This window comes from Candidatus Woesearchaeota archaeon, from assembly GCA_016188115.1.
GTDB lineage: Archaea > Nanobdellota > Nanobdellia > Woesearchaeales > GW2011-AR9 > JACPIK01.
This window is the reverse complement of record JACPIK010000002.1, coordinates 1,164,040-1,185,035: the sequence shown is the minus strand read 5'-3', so window position 1 is coordinate 1,185,035 and position 20,996 is coordinate 1,164,040. Positions and strand designations below refer to the sequence as shown.

Below are 20,996 nucleotides of genomic sequence, written 5' to 3'. Positions count from 1 at the left end.
TTGCTGTAGGCTTAACTTTTAACTTAGAAAAATCTCCCCCACCCTCACTGGTCGATCTTGTATATATTCCACCCCCGTCTTTAATGCTAACTCTGCTTTGACTGCCTCTAGAGTAATATCGCAGTAATGGTCTGCTCTGGAGAGTAAATTGCGCTTGGCAAGTTGCATAACAAGTTCGCGTGCGGTAGTAGCAGCGTAATTAACGAGTTCGTCGCCTTGGTAGGAGGATAATGTTAAATGCAGTTTTTTTTCGTGCACATTAATACGCACTAACCCACGTGGATCGATATCTGTATGTTCATTAAAGCGAGTTTGAATTGCTCCTTCGACTTGACACGCAACTAATTGGGAGACGTCATTCCAATCTTCTTCGTAAATATGAGCAATATTAGAGATAAGGGTAAGACTGCCTACTGGTTTGCCAAGTTGAGTGGCAATATGGCGCACAAGTCCGCATAAGCCAAATGCGTTCATTAATCCTGCTTTGAAAATATCATGAGAACGAAAGAGAGCAATAAGATGCACTTTATTATCATTTTTATCAACAACAACTTGGAGATGATTTAGACAGGGTGGAGACGTGCTGGATGCGTCAAGTTCAGGATCAATGACGATAGCAACGGCACGACGGCTGTGAGGGTTTTCTTTAAGACGACCAATGATTGCTTCAATTTGATTGATCGATCCGCCTTTGTAACCACATAAACGACCACCATAAGTATAAGAAATGCCTGGTAGCGAGGTGGGATCAAGAAAGTAAGAAGAATATTCATCTAGCGAATTTTTGCTTAAGCCTAATTTTTCGCGGAGCACATTGAGACCGCTGGGAATAGAAAAATCAGAGGGGTCATTAATAACCCACTGCAATGTTCGCAATGCTTTTTGTTGTGAGCCATATTCGGTTGGCTCGATTGAACCATAACGCATGATGCGTTCAACTGCAGCAAGCCAAGCGTCAACTACATTTTTTTTGTGAATTACCCAGCCATGATGTTCTGAAGGTAGTGGTGCAGAACTTTCGCGTACTGCAAGAGGAAATGATTGAGAATGGCGCTCGAAAGAAGGATTAATTGTATACGAAGTAGAAATAATCTCAGGGATAGTACGAGAAGAAACGTTTTCAAGAACCACATCATGGAGAATTATACGAATTGTACCCAGATCAAGTTGTGTGTGAAGATGTGTTGATGTGTTTTTGATGATATGGTCGTTTTCGACCCCATCTTTAAAGAGTGAAAATAATGCGTTTGAACCCGTCCTGCCGATCGCGGTTTGTGAGAGGGGGGAATTTGCCCATAATAATACTGTTCTAATTTGAGGATTAAGTGCAAGATTGCGTATGAGAATGGAAACACCTTCTGGACTGTATAGGCTGCCAATCAAACAAAATTTCTCGAGAAGTTGTGGGTAGGCTTTGACGAGCATCTTTGGATCTGACCAGCAAGTACATAATGCAAGAGGAGAAGATTGGTTGCCAAAGATTACAGGATACTTTTCAGGAAGGTAGAGCTGGAGATTCTCTTGTTTTGGCATATCTTGTTTTAGTATATTTTCTATACTTTCTAATTCTGCACAGTCTATCATCATATCACCTCAACTGTGAGGAAGATGAAGAGAAGTCGTTTAATATATTGTGGCACAGTAGCATAAAATATAAGTAGTTTGCACTATTTTTGTTAAATATGGATTCAGTTACGTCAAAAGTGACCAATTTTATCAATCATGATGTTTCGATACGCCGAGGGCTTACTCGAGGATTTGTAAATGTGCGAGCTTTGGCAGTATATATTCAAAGAAATCTTGATGAAGAATATGGACTGGAGTCAGTTATTAGCGCAGTGCGTCGATATTCGGTGAGTTCTGATTTTAAAGAGGATATACGACAGAAGTATGAACTTACTGCTCAAGCAAAAATGTCATCGCGTACACGGATGTGTTCAATTCTCTTGAAAAAAGAGACAGAAGTTCGCGCAGCATTATCAAAAATTTATGCTTTGGTTGATTTTTCTCGAGGATATGTTGTACGTACTCTCGAGTCAAGCCAATATATCAAAGTTATCGTGGATGACGTCCATATTGAAAAAGTTCAAGCTCTCTTCCAAAAATCGCAGATTATTGAGATCGAACGAGAGTTAGGAGAAATTAGTTTACTTTATGATACCGATGTCCGATATACACCAGGGTTATTTGCAGTGGTAACCAGTGAATTAGGTTTACATGACATTGCCATTCGCGATGGGGTGCTGTGTGGATCAGAATACATTCTCATCGTTGCACAGGATGATGTAGTACGCGCGGTAAGTGTGTTAGATGCAATTAGAAAGTGGAGCGATACAAAAAAGAAAAAGTAAGAAAAAAATAGAAAGCGATTTTACAATTATTCTACAATAAGAGTATAATCAACGAATGCGCCTTCAAGGAAACCTTCACAAGCTCGAGTGGGAGATGGTTTCCATTGAGTATGACAACGACTGTTCACAGTTGATGCACGATAGGTGTAGATTCCTGGAGTTATTTTAAACTCGAGAGGCACTTGCCATACAGTCTTTCCGTTATCAAGATAATTGCTGGTTTTTGCTTCCCACATATATGTTCGAGCTCGTTCTGCCCTTGTTGCTAATTGCCAAGCTGCATTAGGTAATGCTGATTGGAGATATACGGCAATATGTTCTTTGTGACCATTAGGACCGTTAACTCCTACTGTTGCAATATATTTACATCCATTAGAAACACGGTAGGTGGTTTCATCAACTTGTTCGAATTTACAATTAGTAATATCTGGTGATGCTAAGCTAAAACTGATCGTTTCACGAGGAGTTAGACCAATTGCTTGACCAGTTAACTCTCCTTGTTGCTCTGCCAGTGCGATACTATTTTGAGCCATCATTATCTCTCTATTCTGGGCGCACGGTGCTACAGAAATAGTTTTTAGTTGATTATACATCATAACGGAGCTTACAAGAATTGCGATAAGAATCACAATGATAAGAATCATAAGCCCTCCCCGGTAATTGGGACTTTTTGAATTCACTTTTGAATCTTTCATAATTACACCTCTTTTGACTAAGTATGCGAAGAGGTATTAATATTCTTTTCTAAAATAGATTCTCAAAGAAATAGTTTTGATAATAACAAAAACAGTAGATTGTAAGAAAATAGTGAGGATATAAAAAAGCAAAAAAAGTAGAAGAATAAAATAAAGAATAAAATACAAAATTATTGAACAGTTATAGCATAATCTTGATATGCGCCTTCAAGGAAACCTTGGCATTGTTTACGAGGAATATGAGACCACGTTTGCTTGCAATTGGCATTGATCGTAGAAATTCGATAGATGTATTCTCCAGGCATATGAGCTACGCGAAGTTCTACATCCCAATCTATTTTTTTGGTATAAGGAATTTTGAGTAGAATTTTTGGATCCCACCCTTGTGTTTTACTGTACTGCGCAAGACGAGCATAATTCCAACTGGGAGGTGATATTTCTGTTTGATAAATTCCAACACGCTGAAGATCTCCCGATTTACCAGTAATCTGTGCATGAAAAGCATATGCGCAATCATGAGTCAGAATAAATGAAGTTGGTCCTGTTTTTTCTAATTGACAATCAGAACCTACTGTTTGCGTGATATCAAGACTTACGGTTTCGCGAACTAATGCTTTTTGAGCTTGTCCAGTGAGTGCATTTACTTCTTGATCACGTTGATCTTGCTCTAAATTAGACACTTTAAGGTATGTACCAAGGGAAATAAAAAATGTAGCAATGATTACAATACCTATAATTATGAAGAACGCATGAACAGAATGAGACTGTTTCTTTTCTTGTTTCATTTCAACACCTCTTTTAAGATAGGTTAGGGAAGCAAGAGGAGATTATATACTTTTCTAGATCCCTCCTAGAAGCACTTTTGTCTCTTTTTGTCTGCATAAGCTTTTTAAACGTGGAAAATAGGGGAATAATATGGTGGTCAATCAACTAAAAACAGTATTATTATTAGGTCTATTAACAGGGTTATTACTTCTTGTTGGTAGATTACTAGGCGGAGTTACAGGAATGACTATTGCTTTGGTTCTTGCACTATTGATGAATTTTGTTTCCTATTGGTTTTCTGCAAAAATTGTATTATGGATGTATAAAGCTAAGGAAGCGGATAAGAAGCAGTATGCTCATCTTTATGAGATGATTCATGAGCTTGCTCGCAAAATGGATTTACCTATGCCTAAAATTTATGTGATTGATACTCCCCAGGCTAACGCATTTGCAACAGGACGTAACCCTCAAAATGGAGTTGTTGCTGCTACAACTGGAATCATCAATATATTAAATACAGAGGAGCTTAAAGGAGTACTGGCACATGAGATGGGACATATTAAGAATAGAGATATTTTGATTTCAACGGTTGCTGCGACGATTGCAGGAGCACTCTCGTATCTGGCATCTATAGCACAGTGGGGAGCAATCTTTGGTATGGGACGCGATGACGATAATGGGGGAAATGTTATTAGCATATTACTATTAGCTATTGTCACGCCGATCATTGCAATGATTATTCAACTGGCAATTTCACGCAGTAGAGAGTATCTGGCTGATGCGACTGGAGCTCGAGTTCTTGGAAGTGGAAAACCCTTGGCAGCAGCATTGCAGAAAATTGAGAAAAGTGCCCATCAGCACCCTTTAGGACACAATGGCGCAACGAGCGCAACAGCACATATGTTTATCCATGAGCCGTTTACTGCACGCAGTTTGTTGACGTTGCTTAGTACGCACCCCTCTACTCAGCAACGGGTAGCACGATTGGAAAAAATGACGTTTTAGTAACGAAAAACTGTTCATGTTCTCACTAAATTACCCAAAACCGTAAGCCATATCAATTCCTGTTTCTTTCCTTGCAATATGCAATTTAATAAGATTCTATGTGTGATGAAGACAACATGTTATCAGACTTGTCCTGTTGCTCCTTCGAGTCTTCCAAGATTTAAACGCGACCGGCTTAAAACAGAACATGTGTATCATCAGAAAGCAGTGGAAAAGGTACGACAAGAGTCACAGCGAATGGGTTTGGCAATGACTTTTATAGAAGATCAAAATTTATCTCATGCCATCTGTGGTAAATATGATCTTATTCTTACACTAGGGGGAGATGGAACATTTCTTACGACGGCACAGTATTGTGGCAATACTCCTATCTTAGGAATCAATTCACATCCAGTAAAACAAGGAAGTAGGGGAGCGTTACTTACAACAAGTGTTGCGAATTTTACTTCTCTTTGTCAAAGGCTAAAACAAGGTACGCTAGGTTTAGAACGCTGGCCTCGTTTGGTGGCGACGCTTGATGGAAAAAAACTTAACTCAAATGCTGTTAATGAAGTGTTCTTTGGTCCGGCGGAGCAGGATAAGACGATTGAATTTTTGGTTAAAGTAGGTACGGTGCGGCAGGTTGTTCTTTCGTCTGGCGCGATTATCTCCACACCTCGAGGTTCAACTGGCTGGTATGCCAATGCTGGTGGAACACCATTTGAAAAAGCATTAGGAATTGGTGTGTTGGTTCGTGAGCCTAACCCTACCCATGCTCTCAGATTTATGGAGAAAGTTGTATCGGCTTCATCTACGACGCGTATTGAATGGGGCGGACAGGGAGGATTTATATCATTTGATTCACGTCGAGAAGCACGTTATTCTACGGATAGCGACCACCATACCTTGTTAATTCGATTGTCGATGAAGGAAGGATTGTGGGTAGTGAGGGTTTAGTTTATTTTAAATGAACTTTTGACAGGAATTTATGATACCAATTACCCACGGACTTAGGTTCTAAAGAATTGATATATTCAATAGTGGGATCGATATACAAATAAATCTCCAAATTTCGACCATGTTTTGTAGGAACAGAAAAACGTTTGAATTTTGCAAGATATTTTTCTCGCTGATTAAGATGGTTGTACACGGTTTGACCAATGAAAATATTACCTCCATCAGCCTGATCCATGATACGTTGGGCGAGAGTAATGCCTGCTCCTGCAACGTTGCGATTTCCATTAACATCTGTTACCAAATTGTCCGTATTTTCATTTACACCGATACGAATTTGAAATTTACGCATGGGATCATCTTGTGAGGCATCATATTGAAACAAGTGCTCTTGAATCTTGAGTGCAAGTTGTAAATGCATGTCATAGGGATCAGTAATATCTAGAAGAGCTATACATATTCCATCACCCGTAGGAAGCAAAATCCGTGAATCTTTTTGAATTTTAAGATCGTGAATTGCTTTGCGAACAACGTCGTTAAGAATACCGATGATATCTGTTTGTGCTTCAACTGTTCTACTCTCAGAAAAACCAACAATATCTAAAAAAACATACTTGGCAACGACGGTTTTGGTAGCACTCATATTTTATTTAAAGAAGAGAGATTATTTATAGATTGTTATGATAAATAGCTTAAATCGAATAAATAGGCTTTAAAATTTGTTCTTTATACCAAAGATAATATCTTAAAACTGCTTAATACTCCGTTACACAATGCTGATTTAGAGATCTTTTAATGTTTTTAGTTTTCTTTCAAAATCACCTTTTTTCTCACGAATGGCAAGAGGAGATCCGCCACCATGCCAGGTAAAACGAGGACGCATTTGAACTGGAAAGAGGCGTTCATTAGCATCGTCAAAAATGACGGCGGCGCCTTTAACGTGGGGCAAAATATTAAGCTCAGCATCAAGACCTGTACGCATGTAACTTTGCATGATCTGACCTAATGCATCAACATCAATTTTGGCAGTAAGTCGATGAGCAATAACGGTATCGGCTTGTGTTAATACATCAGTGTGAATCTTGGCTGGCTGTTGTGTAGCAAGAATAAGTGAAATTCCTGGTTGGCGACCTTCGCGCAAAATAGTGATGAGAGCTTCGCTTGCGGCAGTCTTTCCATCATGTGGCAATAACTCGTGAGCTTCATCAAGAGCAACCCACACCAAAGGATCTTCTAATTTTTCTTCGACTTCTTTGGAGAAGTAGTGCATGGATGCGTCGAGTGTTTTGAATTCTTCAACTTTACGCGCCAGCATACGCTGTTGGAAGAGAGTGCGGCAGAGGATACCTACGACGAGTGCTTTAATATCCCAACCCGAAGGCATGGTTGCATACGGACTTACGTCGAGAATAGTTACTTGACCTGGCGCAACCAGATCTTTAAGCGCAGTGGCTTGTTTGGTGAATACTTCCCAGCCTTTCGCTTTTTCAAATTGATTGACAACGACACTTTTTGTAACAGTATCACTTTCATCGTCTTGGCGTACCTCGTTGATAAATTCATCGAGATCGTAGGTTTCACCCTCTTTTTTGAAGCGTTGGACAATTTTAGTAATGAGAACACCTACGGCAGAGTTAGGATCAGTATTAAACACGTTACACCAATCGTTTGGTTCAACATCAAGAGGTCGAATAGTGAAAGGAAAGTCAGTAGGGATACCTTGGTCTTGATATTTGTAGAAAAATCCTTCGGGGGTGTAAATCTTAACATCGAGTGGTTTTGGTTCAAATCCCCACTCTTTTACCATTTCACTATCTTGATAGTTAGGATATTTCATAGTCCAATAAATGCCCATAGTATCAATCAGAACGATAGAGAGGTTTTGTTTGATTTCAGGGGGAAGATCGGCTAACCCTTCGGCGATGGAACCAAGCGTGTAGGACTTTCCGCTGCCTCTCTTGCCGACGAGAAATACAACATGCGCGCCGGCTACATCTAAATAAACTGGATTAGAAAGTGATGTGGTTTGACCCATTTTGATGTATTGTTTGGCAACAAGAATTGTTCCTTTCGTTCCGAATTTCTCCACATCTTTTCGAGAACGGCCAATAACTACGTCGAATGTCATGGAATGAGTGAGGAGAAGTGGAGTAATAAACTTTATGGTTAGGAAAATGTTATAAAAGAGAAAATTATTGTGTGATACATGAGACTCAAAGGTAAAGTTGCTATTGTTACGGGATCGAGTAAGGGCATTGGGCGAGCCATTGCGTTGTTGTGTGCACAGGAAGGGGCTTGTGTTGTGGTTAATTACAATAAAGATGTTGCGGCTGCAAAAGAGGTTGTTGCAACTATAACAAAAGCAAAGGGTAACGCGATTTGTGTGAAAGCAGATGTTTCCAAGCAAGCAGATGTTAAGAAGCTGTTTAAAGAAACTCTTAATGCGTTTGGCACAGTTGATATCCTAGTTAATAATGCAGGGATTGTACGCCCAAAAGAGTTTGTGAATTTGACTCTTGCTGATTGGGAAGAGACAATGCGAACAAATGTAACAAGCATGTTTTTGTGTTCTCAAGAAGCAGCAAAAATAATGCTCGCACAAAAATCTGGTAAAATTGTAAACATTTCTTCTATTCGTGGTCTGCCCCACTGTGGTAGAGCAGGAATTGTGGATTATTCTACTTCAAAAGGAGCAGTGATTAGTTTTACAACAACATTAGCAAAAGCATTGGCTCCCTACATAACCGTAAACTCTGTTGCGCCCGGTTATACCGAGACGGATATGGCTAAGACCTGGTCAGATGTGGCGAGTAAAATTGCTGATACACCACTTAAAAGATTGATGCAACCGGAAGATATTGCGCAGGCAGTGTTGTATTTTGCTGCTGATTCGGGCAATGCGGTGACGGGAGAAGTGTTAGTGGTGGATGGCGGGAATAATATGAAGTGAAGTTTTTGATTATATTTTACGAGCTTCTAAAAAATTCTTGACAAAGTCTTTAATTTCTGGTCGATCACCAAATGGATCATAATTTCGTTTCTCGTCACCAGAAAATGCAAAGTCCAATACATAAGCAGCAATAGTTTCACACATTTCTTCACTAATTGCGGTACGTGGATCGTACTCTGGTTCTGTGTTTTCAAATTTATTTTCATGACCACGGTATGTAGAAGCATATACAGAGATGGGGGAATGTTGTTCAGCAAGATTAGCAAATTCAAGAAGTGCTTCTAAGCCATTTATTACTTTTCCATCTGGGAATTCTAAATCATAATCTTTTACGTAAAGCGCTGGTTGGACAATACTGTGTCCGACTTCATGAAGAAAACCTTGTGCTGTGATAATCCTCTTAGTTTGGATCGGGATATCATCTGGTAATGCATAAATCCAAATATCTGCGGTTGGTCTTTTAAGCTCACCCCAAGGGGTATAATCAATATACGAAGGAACTATTGCCGTAGGTGATAGTGCTTCTTCAATATTTTCTGTTGTGCTAAGCGCACCTGTTGCAGAGTCACGATGAAACCAGGTAACAGGTTTTCCAATTACCTTACGCAAAATTGAACGATCTCGTACACTTGAAGGAAATAGAGAGAAAAGAGCACCGAGTTGTTGAGGAGATAATATGATGTTGTCCATGCTTTGATTAGTATAGGGCAGGGTAGCTCCTTCTAACGAAGGAAGCCCAACATTTGAAGAAGTATACCATTGTATCGTCTCACGCATATCTAACCCATTCGTATTATAAGTAGCCATATTTATCCACTCTCATCATCACGATCATGTTCTTCTTTGCTAAAGAGAGTATACTTTTGATCTTTTTTCTCACGAAATGTTCGAGGTACATAGACTTTCTTTTTATCACGAGTTTCAATACCAGTATAATACGTCGCTGTTGATGCTGTTCCCGGTGTTGGTGTAAAAACTTGAGTTAAATTGACGAAGAGTTTCTTGTCTTCACAGAAGCGTTTGAGTTCATCCATATCTTCTTGCGTACTACCTGGATGTGCGGCAACAAAATAAGGAACGAGTCGTTTACGTGTGCCTTGTTCTTGATTGACTTTTTTGAATTCTTCGAGAAATAATTCGAATTCTTTACGTCTAGCTTTGTTCATGGAAGCCAAAACTTTATCGGAAATATGTTCTGGAGCAATCTTGAGACGCGTGGTAAACTGCATGATCTTGCGAAAGAGTTTCTTTTGGTCAAGAATAATGTCATGACGAATGGCACTTCGAAGTTCAAGAGAAGTGTGTTGATATTTCTGATTGAGTTTTTCTACTTCTTCGAGAATTGGCATGAGATCATCGCTAATTTGACGATGAGAACAACCAACACATTGTTGATTACAATATTCTGTTTTGTTGTAGACTGTGATTGTTTTGTTGATGAGGGGGGAGTAGATTTCTTGTGGGTGGTCGTAAAGATCGCAGTAAGATCCGTACATATTCAAAGTGGGGAGGGTGAGATCGTTGATTCTCTTTGTGCCCTTAGCATACATCGATTCTATTTCTTTGACAATGCTTTCTTTGCTGCGTTTAGCAACTTCTTTACCCTGAACTAAAGGGATAATACAGAAATTACAGCTGCCCCAACAGCCACGACCGATAATCACAGATGCTGCGAGTTTTTCAACCATCTGCACGTTGAATTCGCGATTCTTCGCGTGGGGGTGGATATCTCTTGTGAAAGGGAGGTTGTAGATAAGATCCATTTCTTCTTGTGTTAAAGTGTGTTCGGGACGATTGTGTTGGATGAATCCGACACCAGTGGGTTCAATAAATGGTGCATCGGGAAGTAAATAGTGTAAGCGAGTAAGTAGGCTGAAATCTTCTTTGTTGGCAACACATTGTTCAAAGCTGGGGAGAACCCTAATATCAGGTTTTATTTCTTCTTTTTTGATACGATAGGAAGTGCCATCGATAGTGGAAAGATCTAGTTTGTCGCGGATTTGTGCAAATGTGTCGCTTTCTTTCTTTATGTTGCTCATTCGTTGTAATAAAGTGAGAATGGCTCTTTCTGCATTGGCAAAAATGAGCATGTCTGCTTTGGTATCATGCAAAATTCCTCGACGCAGTGTATTCTCTTTGTAATCAAAATGAGTAAAACGTCGGATGGTTGCTTCCACTCCACCAAGAACAGTAATGACCCCTTTGAAGAGAGTTTTGACTTTTGTAGTGTATGTGATGAGTGCTCGCTCCGGGACTAATACATTCTCTCGTTTATGCAACATGGGCGTGTAGTTGGCAAGCATGCTGTCAAGAAGCCCACTGGTGATGCAGAAGAAGTATTTTGGTTGTCCACAGGCTTGAAATTCTTCATCGGTTTCTGGTTGGGGAATAATGCCGACTTTGTAGCCTTTGCTGTCTAAGAGACGTGCGATGATGGACATACCACTTAACGGATGATCGTAATAGGGATCGCCGGTAATGAAAACGACGTCAAACTGCTTGAAGTTCTGATAGTACTGTTTGCCTTCTTGAAGGTTGACGGGAAGGAATTGTGACATTTAGTGTAGGGAAGGGGCGTACTTTAAAATTTTGTTGTGGAAAATAGAGATTTAACCATATTTCTTAAAAAGAGAGCTTCTTCTTGGGAACATATGATCATCCATCTTGCTCCTCTTGAAGGTACTTCCGACTGTGCGTTTCGCACGTTGTGTTATAACTATGGTGCGGATGTGACATACACGGAGATGATTCGCGTTGATGCATTGTTGCGCAAGAATAAATCGACGTTAAATATGCTCGATTTGAAGAATGAGACGCCAACGGTGATTCAATTACTTGCGTTGAAGCCTGCTGCGTTACAGAAATTTGTTGATACATTTGATTTTTATAATGTTAAACCAGTGGGGTTTAATCTCAATCTTGGTTGTCCAAGTCCCGATGTGATTAGTGAGGGAAGTGGTGCGGCGCTGATTAAGCGTGTGGCGCGGGTGCAAGAACTGGTTACTATTTTGAAGAAATTAGGATTGCCCGTAACTGTGAAGATGCGTCTTGGACTTAATCAGTATGAGAAAGAGCACAAAGTGTATTTGAATTTACTTAATGGCGTAGATGCGGATGCATTTATTGTGCATGCGCGTCATGCTCGAGAGAATTCCACTACGCCCGCTGATTGGACAGTGTTTGAGGAGATTATTGCGACAGGAAAGAAAATTATTGCGAATGGGGATATTACAAAATTTGAAGATATTGAGTATTTTAGAAAATTAGGGATCACTGAAGTAATGATTGCGCGAGCTGCAGTGCGTGATCCATCGGTGTTTAGGATATTGAAAGGTAAAGCCATGGTAAGTTTGGATACTGTAAAAAGAGACTATGAGACGTTATGTGAAATGTATCCTAATCATCCTAAATATAAAGAAAATGTGTGGAAGTATTTAGGAAGGAAGGTAGAGATTACGAGTGGATAGAATTTAATCTTACTAAAAAATTCACAAAAGAAAAAAGAAAATTAAAAAATCAACTTTAAAGCTGATCGTCAGTCAAGATTGCTACCTTCGAACTTTCTTTGACTTTGTTGCCAGTACCTACTAAGACGGCTACTCCAACTTTCTCAGCAACTTTAACTAAGTCAAGATCGATTGCACCATCAACAGCAAGTGCGTAGACGCCGCCATTCAAACTTTTAATGGTGGTGCTTACTTCACTTAAAGGAACTTTACCTAAGATGTTGAGTTTTTGATCAAAGATGCATGCACCGCGAGTTCCGAAAAGATCCTCCATGGTTTCTTTGAGCTTCTTCTTCTCTTCAACGCTTGGACGAGGGCTACTTTCTTCACGAGGAACATCTTGGGGTTGTACTCGAGGAGTTGGTGGTCCGCGTTGTTGGGTGCTAAAGCGAGGAGCTGGTTGTGACTCACGGTGTTCGCGTCCGTTATCATTTCGTTCGCGACCACTATCATTACGATCTCGAGGTCCATCGCGTTGTCCATTTTCTGGACGACGTGGAGGCATACCACCTTGTTGTTGAGGTTTAGGTTGGCGAGTAAAATGCTGTTGACGAAGGGTTACTTCTTCAACTTTAAGTCCACCATCGTTATCAATTCCAAGATCGAGTTTTGCTTGTTCTGCAGTAATACGGCTGCGCAACCCTTTATGGATTTCTTTTTTGGTAAGTTCTTCTACTTCTTTTCCATCAGGTGCTTTACAGACAAAGTCAATCTCGGCTACGCTAAGTAGTTCACGAACATTAAGATCTCCTCCTCGATCACCATCAACAAATGCAGTCACGGTTTTACGACTACAAAGTTCTCGAATGGTTGGTGGGCAGGATGATCCGTTCATGGCAATAGCATTCTTAAATCCATGTTTGAGCAAGTTAAGAACATCAGCGCGACCTTCAACGATGATGATTTCATCGCTTTCTTCAATTGCAGGACCGCAGGCAAGTCGGTCTTTACCGTATTCGCCTACTTCCATCATACGTACAGATTGCGCAACTTCATCGGAGATTTCTTGTGAATCTGGAAGAGTTGAATCAGTAAGTTCACGAAGCAACTCTTTTGCCCGCTCGATGACGAATTGGCGTTTGCTGGTACGGACGTCTTCAATTTTACCAACTTCAATTTTGGCGTTACAAGGACCGATACGTTGTATGATTTCAAGTGCAGCTGCAACAATAGCTGTTTCGGTTTTATCCAAAGAACTAGGGATGATGATCTCGCCTTTGGTTTTACCTGAAGTCGTGTTCATATTAACTTCGATACGACCAATGCGACCACTACGTTGTAATTCACGCAGTTCTAAATCATTACCAAGAAGCCCTTCAGTTTGACCAAAAATTGCGCCGATGACATCTGGACGATCGACAACGCCATCAATGGTAATTGTTGAATGAATAATATATTTTGCCGCAACGGGGCTAATCTTTGCCATTTTGTTTCCTCCGTAGTGTGCGTTAAGAACATGACAATAAACCAGTCTAGCCTGAGTGAATGGTATTGGATGCTCTTTGAGGGAAATGCACTACATTTAGAATTCACAAACAACATTAACATTAGCTCTTGATACTGGAATGATAGAGACCTCAAAAATATTCTGAGGGCGTGATAATGATTCTGTGAATTTTGGTTGTATGCACATCCATTGGATGCTTTGAAAGGTTTTCATCCCCCTTCTTGGATCGTTAGATGTCCCTTACCGAAAATAAGTTTGCTTATTTTTAGGTAGCGCACGTTAATTATGATACTATTTTATTTTTAATTTCATTTCAGTTAAACTTGAAAATGAAGCCCGCAACACTAACCCCCATGTTCATTGCTTGGACAGGCCGTATACTCCCACAGGTACTCTCGTGTCGGGCAAAGGCTTGCAAGGGGTGGTGGTATATAAATGCTTCGGTAAGCGTACGCAAAAAGAGCTTATTTTTTGTTTTGTTTGTAAAATTAAGCTAAAAACAAGTTACTTTGGGTAAATTTGAAAATAAAACCTCAGCAAACCATTGCTGGCTTACTGAGGAAAAGAGGTGGTTTGAGGTGTTTATGTCACTTACAAGTGGCACTTATATTTAAATATTTCGCTCGGTTGTAACTTATAAGTGGTTAAAATTTAAGGGTTGTGGAATTTAACCCATTAATCTTAAAAAGACACACTTTTCAGATTTATTATGATAATTCACTACACTCCCCATGAAGAAGCAGTTCTAGATCAATTTAGGTTAGTTCTTTCTACACAACTCCAAGCAGCAGGAACAGGCATGAGAATGGTAATGATAAGCACTCTTGAACGAGAACTAGGATTTACAAGCAGCAGTTCTATGCTGTTGCAACGTCTTAAAGATCCTAGTGAAGCACAATTACTAGCAAGCTTGAGTCCAGCTGGCTTGGCAGATTATTTTAGACCTGAAAGAGGAAGAGTATATCGAAGTATAGTCGAGCCACGAGAAATTTCAGAACAGATAATTTTAGCAAGTAGCTCACATCCCCCAGTTGGCTCGCCACGAGTTGAAGGGACCAGACACCCACATTATTTTAGTCTTGGAGGAGATGTGCGACCCGCGGCAGGAACATCACGACCAGGGTATTATTCTTGGTCTTGGTAATCTCCGGTTCAATTTGCGAACACATTTAAACTCATTCTTCCTTTCTTCTCTTCTCATGGTCACACTCAAATATCAAGAACGCTTTAAGACAGACCAAGGTGTTTTTGATGAATTTACCAAACGAACACTCTTTGAGTTGCAAAGTAAGGGTTATTTCGAGGAAGTGACGAACCCACTTAAAGTAGGAAAAGAAAGTAATGTGTTTATTGCAAAGAGTGAAGGAAAAAATGTTATTGTGAAAATTTATCGAATGCAAAATTGCGATTTTTTGCGTATGTTTGGGTATATCAAACAAGATCCGCGGTATAATTTTCTTAAACAACATCGACGACAGGTTATTATGGCATGGACGCAGCGCGAATATAAGAATTTATTGCGAGCACAAAAAGGTGGAGTGCGTATTCCTCAACCGTTGGGCTGGCGCAACCATATCCTTATTGAAGAATTTATTGGGGATGAACACGCAGCACCACCACTTAAAGATTGCCCACCATCAAACCCAAAAAAGTTCCTTGACCAACTCATTAAAGAAGTGCAAAAACTCTACAAAGCAGGGTTAGTCCATGGCGATCTTTCGTCGTTTAACATTTTAAATTATAATGATGAACCAGTGATTATTGATTTTTCTCAATCAACATTGATTAAAACACCCAATGCCCAGGAACTTTTAGAACGAGACATGAAAAATATCGCGCATTATTTTATACGGCAAGGTGTCAAATGTGATGCCGAGGGACTAGTGGCGAAGGTTACTGGTGTGAAGAAAGAATAGGAAGATTAGAAAATTCTGTCAACTTCCCTAGGAAACATTTAAAAGTTATTGCTGAGAAGTAGGTACTATGGCCGAAGATGAATTCTCCTATGAACTCAAAATTCCCGAAGAACGCGTAGCAGTGCTTATTGGAACAGAGGGAAAAGTTAAGAAAGAAATAGAAGAAGCCACAGGTTGTACATTACAGATTTCTAAAGAAGGAGATGTAGAGATTAATGGTAATGATGGGCTTATTTTGTACACCACTCGTGAAATTGTTCATGCGATTGCCCGGGGATTTAATCCTAAAGTTGCATTAGAATTGCTTAAAACTGATTATGCATTTGAATTGATTGATATGAAAGACGTTGCAGGGAAGAATAAAAACACAATGGAACGATTAAAAGGTCGTGTCATTGGTGCGAATGGTAAATCTCGTGAAGAAATAGAGAGATTAACTGACACCCATATTGTAGTATATGGTAAAACGATAGGTATTATTGGTGAAGTTGCTAATGTTGCTGCGTCTCGTGATGCTGTGGCCATGTTGTTGAACGGATCAATGCACAAAAGCGTATTCTCATTTCTAGAGAAGAAAAGAAAAGAATTGTATTTTGGGCAGTAGGTTTTTAGTCCAATATAACCTTTCTTACTTACACCGATAAGATAATAAATAGCGATTTCTTCTTTCTTTGTATGGATGAAACGGGTGGGTTTAGACAGGTTCTTAAGAGAATGGACGTAGATGTAGACAAACTTCCAGAAGAAGTGGAAATAACTGGATCTATTCGTTGGGTGTCTCCTGCTTTAGGTCTCGCATTTTTAGGATTTGCAGGAGGTTTGTATTATAGCCAAACGCAAAAGCCATCTCGACCATATGGTGCTGTTTCTGTGCAAACAGCCTACTCTTCGATTATGGCTAACGGGGGAACAACCACTGATATGAATATACTCTCTGAAAGTTTGACGAAAGCAAGAGCCGTGTTCGGGCAATCTCCCAAAGGTCTGGACTTTCTTCTTCAAAGAGATGACATAGTCACACCTATTGAACGCCAATTTTTAGCTGCGCAGACAGTACAAGAATTAGAATCATTTTATTGGAATGATAATGGCAAAGGCGATAGTCTTCCAATTATTTTTGGCCTTATAGGAATAAGTTGTCTTGTTGCCGGTGCTGTATCACATTATCAATATAGAAGGGATAATGCCTATCTCACAATTCTTGAAAGAGAAAAAACGGAGTCAGGGAATGAGTTCCATTGATTTATCTTTCTTCAAAATTTCCTTGTGCGGGATCAATGAAAGCACTGATTAAAACTTCTTCATTTCGAGTCAATACTGCTTGTCCACCATTTCGTGCTTTGATTGCTTTATTGGTCTTTGTCCCCGAGATAGTAATTCCTTGACTTTTTTCAAACCTATATTCAATGGCATTTGGATAGTCGTTGTCAAAGAGAATGATGTTGTCTTGGATTACAACGTCGCCAGCATTTTCTAAAGCGATGCCGACGTCACCTGCAGAACTGTCGTGATAAAGGTGGTTGTTCCTAATAATTCCTCGTTGATGTCCTCGATCACCTAAGCCAAAGCCAATGCCGCGATCGCAGTTAATGATAGTGTTATTCTCAACTAATGTGTCTTGTGAATTGGACCAGAAATGAATGGCATGTTCAGCAGGAAGATCTTCGTTTAATTGTGGACTTTTAATATTTTTAAAGATATTATTTCGTACGATCCATCCTTTGCCATTATGAACATCAATTCCCCCAATGTAATATTGGGGACCAATTCCTGCAGTATACTCAAAAAGAGAACACTCAACGATGCCGTTATCTGTTCCTACTTCTGTTTTTGCTGCGTCGTAAGAACCTTTGATCATTTGTTCATTAGTGTCAAAAACGTGGACGTTGTGAATGAGAACGTTATCTGCATCTAATTCACCGTGGATTTGAATAGCATGGTTTTCTACTTCGCCTATTTTTAGATCGGCAATGGTAACATTATCTGCAGCGATCATGAAAATATGGCTAATGCCGTTGCTCATCGCACCTCCGGAGATAACAACTTTTTCTCGATCACCGGATTTACTGCGGACAACGAGATTGTTCGCTTCAATCCAAAGGGGTTTGTCTAAGAGGTATTTTCCGTCGGCGAGTAGAATAGTAGTATCGCCACCAGCAGAGTTCGCGTTCTTTACAGCGTCTTGAAGGTTTTGGGCGTTACTAACGTCAATAATGCTGCCTCGTACAAGACTAAGTGAACTGCAGGATTCATCAAATTTGCCACTAGGAAGAGTGACCTGTGTTTGATTTTGTAGCACCATTTCATTTTTTTCGGGTAATTTTGGTAAATCCAGATCTTGTAAAAATGAAGGCGTTTCTGGGGATTGTGATGAGCTACATCCTAAAAAAATAATGCCACAAATGAAAATGATTATTAGTTCTAAACGCATAATACCTCACCGTTATTCTAAAATACTTCAGATTATTTAAATTATTAGACGAAGAAATTTTATTTTTGAGTGTGCGGGAGGTGTTTTTTATCTTAGAATGAGAAAATTACTCAACCACAATTTTTATATATCATGAGTTTGCCTCACACAATTATGGTTCAAAAGAGCGCTGAGGAATTATCAAAGAAACAACGCGAAATTTCTATCGCTGAATTTTTTGAAAAAAATCGTCATTTACTTGGTTTTGATAACCCGCGTAAAGCACTTCTTACTACTATTAGAGAAGCCGTTGATAACGCATTAGATGCGTGTGAAGAAGCTCGAATTTTACCGGAGATTAATGTTGAATTAATCCAATTAGAAGAAACTCGTTTTCGTATCATCGTAGAGGATAATGGACCAGGAATTGTACAAAAACAATTAGCGCGTATTTTTGGTAAATTATTATATGGTTCTAAATTTCATAAGATTTCACAAACAAGAGGACAACAGGGTATTGGTATTTCTGCGGCAGTATTGTATGCGCAACTTACGTCGGGTAAAGCGACAACAATCAAATCAAAAATTGCGTCATCTAAAAAAGGATTTTATGTTAAGTTAAAAATTGATACTCAAACCAATGAACCACAAATTGTCGATGAAGGAGAACTCGATTGGGCTGAGAAAGAACATGGCATTCGTGTTGAAATGGACATGGATGCAAGTTATATGAAAGGTCGACAATCGGTCGATGAGTATCTTAAACAAACAGCAATCGTGAATCCTCATTGTACAATTATTTATACCAATCCTGAAGCACAACAGACGATTTTTTCACGTGTTACAGATCAACTTCCAGTGGAAGCGAAAGAGATCAAACCGCATCCGTATGGGGTAGAGCTTGGTCGTTTGATCAAGATGTTGGAGTTAACGGATGCAAAACATCTTAGAGAGTTTTTAATGACCGAATTTTCGAAAGTAAGCGACCAAACAGCAAAGGAAATTTGTGAAAATAGCGCATTACTTCCCACTACTAAACCAGAACAAATGAATAGAGAGATGGCAGAAGCGTTGTATAAAGGAATTCAAAATACAAAGGTTCAATCTCCACCTACTGACTGCCTAAGTCCTATTGGGCAAGAGCTCCTTGAAAAGAGCTTGAAAAAGGAGATTAATGCAGAATTTTATTGCGCAATCACTCGCCCTATTTTTGTTTACCGAGGAAATCCATTTCAAATTGAGGTGGGGATTGCGTATGGCGGTAATCAAGCAAAAGATGAATTAGCAACAGTATTTCGTTATGCTAATAAAGTGCCATTGCTCTATCAGCAAGGTGCGTGCGCGCTTACCAAAGCAGTTGTAACAACAGCATGGAAACCTTATGGTCTGTTACAAAGTCAAGGTGCTCTGCCTACTGGACCCATTACTATTTTATTACATATTGCATCAGTATGGGTTCCTTTTACCTCAGAATCAAAAGAAGCATTAGCACATTATCCAGAGATTATCAAAGAGATTAAACTTGCTTTGCAGGATGCAGGACGAAAATTACAATCATATGTTCATAAAAAACAAAAAATTCAAGGGCAGATTGAACGCGCGAGTATGTTTGAAAACTTTATTCCTGAAGTTGCTGATGCTTTGGCGCGTCTCACCGGTGAGAATAAGGGAGATCTTATTGACAAATTAGAAGAGATGGTCCAAAAGGAAGCGCTTACATCCAAGATGGAGCAAATGGAATCACTTAAAGGGGAAGTCGATGAGGATGAAGAACTTCCACGCAAACGCGATGATGATAATGAAGAGGAGATGTAGATACTATGGCTGCTGTGAAGAATAAAAATGCTGAAAAAAGTGAAGGACAAAAGACACTTTCAGGTGTTGCAGCAAAACAAAGCGTGCATTCCTCAGACAATCATTCTACTGAATATATTCCTGCAAAAACCGAGACTACTAAAAAACTGGTAGAGATCGGTAAAAAAGTTGTTCTGGATATTAAAAAAGGAGAGAATCCTAAGATTGAGCTCTCGGTACGCGGTCTTTCTAATGTTGTTTATGATAAAGAAGCAAAGACGTTAACATTGGGTGATAAAAAAGCTCAACGGTATTTCTTTAATGCTAGCCATACCAAAAAATTTCTTCAGACAATTGAAATTGCAGCGATTTGTAAAAACCTACTGGACGTGCAAAAACATGCCAGCCTGCGAGACGTCTTTTACATGGCGAAGCGTACTATCCCTAACACGAAAATAAACGTGGTTGATGAGCAAACAGAGTCAGACAAAGCAATTGAAGATCTGGAGATTATTACTGAATTTTCTCGTGAACAGCTGCATGTAAATGCAAACAAAATGGGTTCCGTTGCAGGAAAAGTAGTTATTGAAGATTCCGGCGATACGATTGATTGGTCAAAATTGGGGTCTGGTGGTTGGTCGATTCCGAGTAATGTTGAAAATATCAAATTCAAGAAAGTGGATGCTAAGTATATCCTTTACATGGAAAAGGCAGCGGTTTGGGAACGTCTTCATGAAGATCGTTTTTGGGAAAAACAGTCTTGTTTGATTATGTCTTCACAAGGACAAACCACGCGCGGAATTCGTCGCTTGTTGCAACGTCTGAGTGTTGAGCACAAGTTGCCAATCTATGTCCTTGCCGATAATGATCCTTGGGGATGGTATATTTACTCCGTTATCAAATTTGGCTCGATTAGCCTTGCGCATATGGCAGCAGAAATGGCAATTCCCGGCGTCAAATTTATTGGCATTACCTGTGATGATGTCATTGATTACGATTTAAAACGCCATTTCATTAAACTCACTGACCAGGATATTTCTCGTCTTAAACAAATGCAAGGCTATGAATGGTTTGAGAAAAACAAGGAATGGCAACGTCAGTTTAAGATGATGAAAGAGTTTGGCAATAAAGTGGAGATTCAGGCTCTTTCATCTAAAGGAATTTCGTTTATCTCTGAGAAGTATTTGCCGGAGAAGATTAAAGGACAGAAATTCTTGGATTAGA

General features: G+C 39.6%; 20 protein-coding genes. 11 read left to right on the top strand and 9 right to left on the bottom strand.

Annotated elements, in window-relative coordinates:
• Window positions 1-18: 18 nt before the first annotated feature.
• The gene (locus tag HYV86_06400; protein ID MBI2573468.1) at window positions 19-1,587 is read right to left on the bottom strand and encodes a hypothetical protein; all 1,569 of its coding nucleotides are present in this window, start codon (window positions 1,585-1,587) and stop codon (window positions 19-21) included.
• A 95-nt stretch (window positions 1,588-1,682) separates the two neighbouring features.
• Between HYV86_06400 and HYV86_06395 the strand changes: the two genes are divergently transcribed.
• Window positions 1,683-2,351: a hypothetical protein gene (locus HYV86_06395; protein MBI2573467.1), complete on the top strand. Its 669-nt coding sequence runs from the start codon at window positions 1,683-1,685 to the stop codon at window positions 2,349-2,351.
• A gap of 26 nt (window positions 2,352-2,377) precedes the next feature.
• Here the strand turns inward: HYV86_06395 and HYV86_06390 are convergent, their stop codons facing one another.
• Both HYV86_06390 and HYV86_06385 read right to left on the bottom strand, forming a co-directional pair.
• Window positions 2,378-2,995, bottom strand: coding sequence for a hypothetical protein (locus HYV86_06390; GenBank protein MBI2573466.1), 618 nt, complete (start codon window positions 2,993-2,995; stop codon window positions 2,378-2,380).
• A 221-nt stretch (window positions 2,996-3,216) separates the two neighbouring features.
• Window positions 3,217-3,831, bottom strand: coding sequence for a hypothetical protein (locus HYV86_06385; protein MBI2573465.1), 615 nt, complete (start codon window positions 3,829-3,831; stop codon window positions 3,217-3,219).
• Between the two features lie 130 nt (window positions 3,832-3,961).
• On the opposite strand from HYV86_06385, the gene HYV86_06380 reads away from it, so the two are divergent.
• Together HYV86_06380 and HYV86_06375 are read left to right on the top strand one after the other, a co-directional pair.
• Window positions 3,962-4,816, top strand: a complete 855-nt coding sequence (locus tag HYV86_06380) for a zinc metalloprotease HtpX (protein MBI2573464.1) — start codon at window positions 3,962-3,964, stop codon at window positions 4,814-4,816.
• Window positions 4,817-4,894: 78 nt separating this feature from the next.
• Entirely contained in the window at window positions 4,895-5,752 is an 858-nt protein-coding gene (locus HYV86_06375) for an NAD(+)/NADH kinase (GenBank protein MBI2573463.1), read from the top strand.
• Window position 5,753: 1 nt separating this feature from the next.
• Here HYV86_06375 and HYV86_06370 read toward each other — a convergent pair whose 3' ends face one another.
• Window positions 5,754-6,392 carry a hypothetical protein gene (locus tag HYV86_06370; protein MBI2573462.1) on the bottom strand — a complete coding sequence of 213 codons (639 nt, stop codon included), beginning with the start codon at window positions 6,390-6,392 and terminating at the stop codon, window positions 5,754-5,756.
• Window positions 6,393-6,530: 138 nt separating this feature from the next.
• On the bottom strand, window positions 6,531-7,877 hold the full coding sequence (locus HYV86_06365; GenBank protein MBI2573461.1) for an ATP-binding protein: 1,347 nt from the start codon (window positions 7,875-7,877) through the stop codon (window positions 6,531-6,533).
• Window positions 7,878-7,955: 78 nt separating this feature from the next.
• Here HYV86_06365 and HYV86_06360 point away from each other — a divergent pair, with 78 nt between their 5' ends.
• Entirely contained in the window at window positions 7,956-8,699 is a 744-nt protein-coding gene (locus HYV86_06360) for a 3-oxoacyl-ACP reductase FabG (GenBank protein ID MBI2573460.1), read from the top strand.
• A gap of 9 nt (window positions 8,700-8,708) precedes the next feature.
• On the opposite strand, the gene HYV86_06355 is transcribed toward HYV86_06360, so the two are convergent.
• Complete coding sequence (locus HYV86_06355; GenBank protein ID MBI2573459.1) at window positions 8,709-9,506, bottom strand: hypothetical protein; 798 nt, start codon at window positions 9,504-9,506, stop codon at window positions 8,709-8,711.
• Window positions 9,507-9,508: 2 nt separating this feature from the next.
• Window positions 9,509-11,257 carry a radical SAM protein gene (locus tag HYV86_06350; GenBank protein ID MBI2573458.1) on the bottom strand — a complete coding sequence of 583 codons (1,749 nt, stop codon included), beginning with the start codon at window positions 11,255-11,257 and terminating at the stop codon, window positions 9,509-9,511.
• 93 nt (window positions 11,258-11,350) lie between these two features.
• On the opposite strand from HYV86_06350, the gene HYV86_06345 reads away from it, so the two are divergent.
• Complete coding sequence (locus HYV86_06345) at window positions 11,351-12,166, top strand: tRNA-dihydrouridine synthase family protein (GenBank protein MBI2573457.1); 816 nt, start codon at window positions 11,351-11,353, stop codon at window positions 12,164-12,166.
• 55 nt (window positions 12,167-12,221) lie between these two features.
• On the opposite strand, the gene HYV86_06340 is transcribed toward HYV86_06345, so the two are convergent.
• On the bottom strand, window positions 12,222-13,631 hold the full coding sequence (locus HYV86_06340) for a DNA primase (protein ID MBI2573456.1): 1,410 nt from the start codon (window positions 13,629-13,631) through the stop codon (window positions 12,222-12,224).
• Window positions 13,632-14,361: 730 nt separating this feature from the next.
• On the opposite strand from HYV86_06340, the gene HYV86_06335 reads away from it, so the two are divergent.
• From HYV86_06335 to HYV86_06320, 4 genes are all read left to right on the top strand, one after another.
• Window positions 14,362-14,796, top strand: a complete 435-nt coding sequence (locus tag HYV86_06335) for a hypothetical protein (GenBank protein ID MBI2573455.1) — start codon at window positions 14,362-14,364, stop codon at window positions 14,794-14,796.
• A gap of 55 nt (window positions 14,797-14,851) precedes the next feature.
• Window positions 14,852-15,568 (top strand): serine protein kinase RIO, encoded by a 717-nt coding sequence (locus HYV86_06330; protein ID MBI2573454.1) that lies wholly within the window; start codon window positions 14,852-14,854, stop codon window positions 15,566-15,568.
• Between the two features lie 67 nt (window positions 15,569-15,635).
• Window positions 15,636-16,172 (top strand): RNA-processing protein, encoded by a 537-nt coding sequence (locus tag HYV86_06325; GenBank protein MBI2573453.1) that lies wholly within the window; start codon window positions 15,636-15,638, stop codon window positions 16,170-16,172.
• A 71-nt stretch (window positions 16,173-16,243) separates the two neighbouring features.
• On the top strand, window positions 16,244-16,810 hold the full coding sequence (locus HYV86_06320) for a hypothetical protein (GenBank protein MBI2573452.1): 567 nt from the start codon (window positions 16,244-16,246) through the stop codon (window positions 16,808-16,810).
• Between the two features lies 1 nt (window position 16,811).
• Here HYV86_06320 and HYV86_06315 read toward each other — a convergent pair whose 3' ends face one another.
• Window positions 16,812-17,999: a right-handed parallel beta-helix repeat-containing protein gene (locus HYV86_06315; protein MBI2573451.1), complete on the bottom strand. Its 1,188-nt coding sequence runs from the start codon at window positions 17,997-17,999 to the stop codon at window positions 16,812-16,814.
• Between the two features lie 153 nt (window positions 18,000-18,152).
• Here HYV86_06315 and HYV86_06310 point away from each other — a divergent pair, with 153 nt between their 5' ends.
• Both HYV86_06310 and HYV86_06305 read left to right on the top strand, forming a co-directional pair.
• Window positions 18,153-19,793, top strand: a complete 1,641-nt coding sequence (locus tag HYV86_06310; protein ID MBI2573450.1) for a DNA topoisomerase VI subunit B — start codon at window positions 18,153-18,155, stop codon at window positions 19,791-19,793.
• A gap of 5 nt (window positions 19,794-19,798) precedes the next feature.
• Complete coding sequence (locus HYV86_06305) at window positions 19,799-20,995, top strand: DNA topoisomerase IV subunit A (GenBank protein ID MBI2573449.1); 1,197 nt, start codon at window positions 19,799-19,801, stop codon at window positions 20,993-20,995.
• The last annotated feature ends 1 nt before the right edge of the window (window position 20,996 follow it).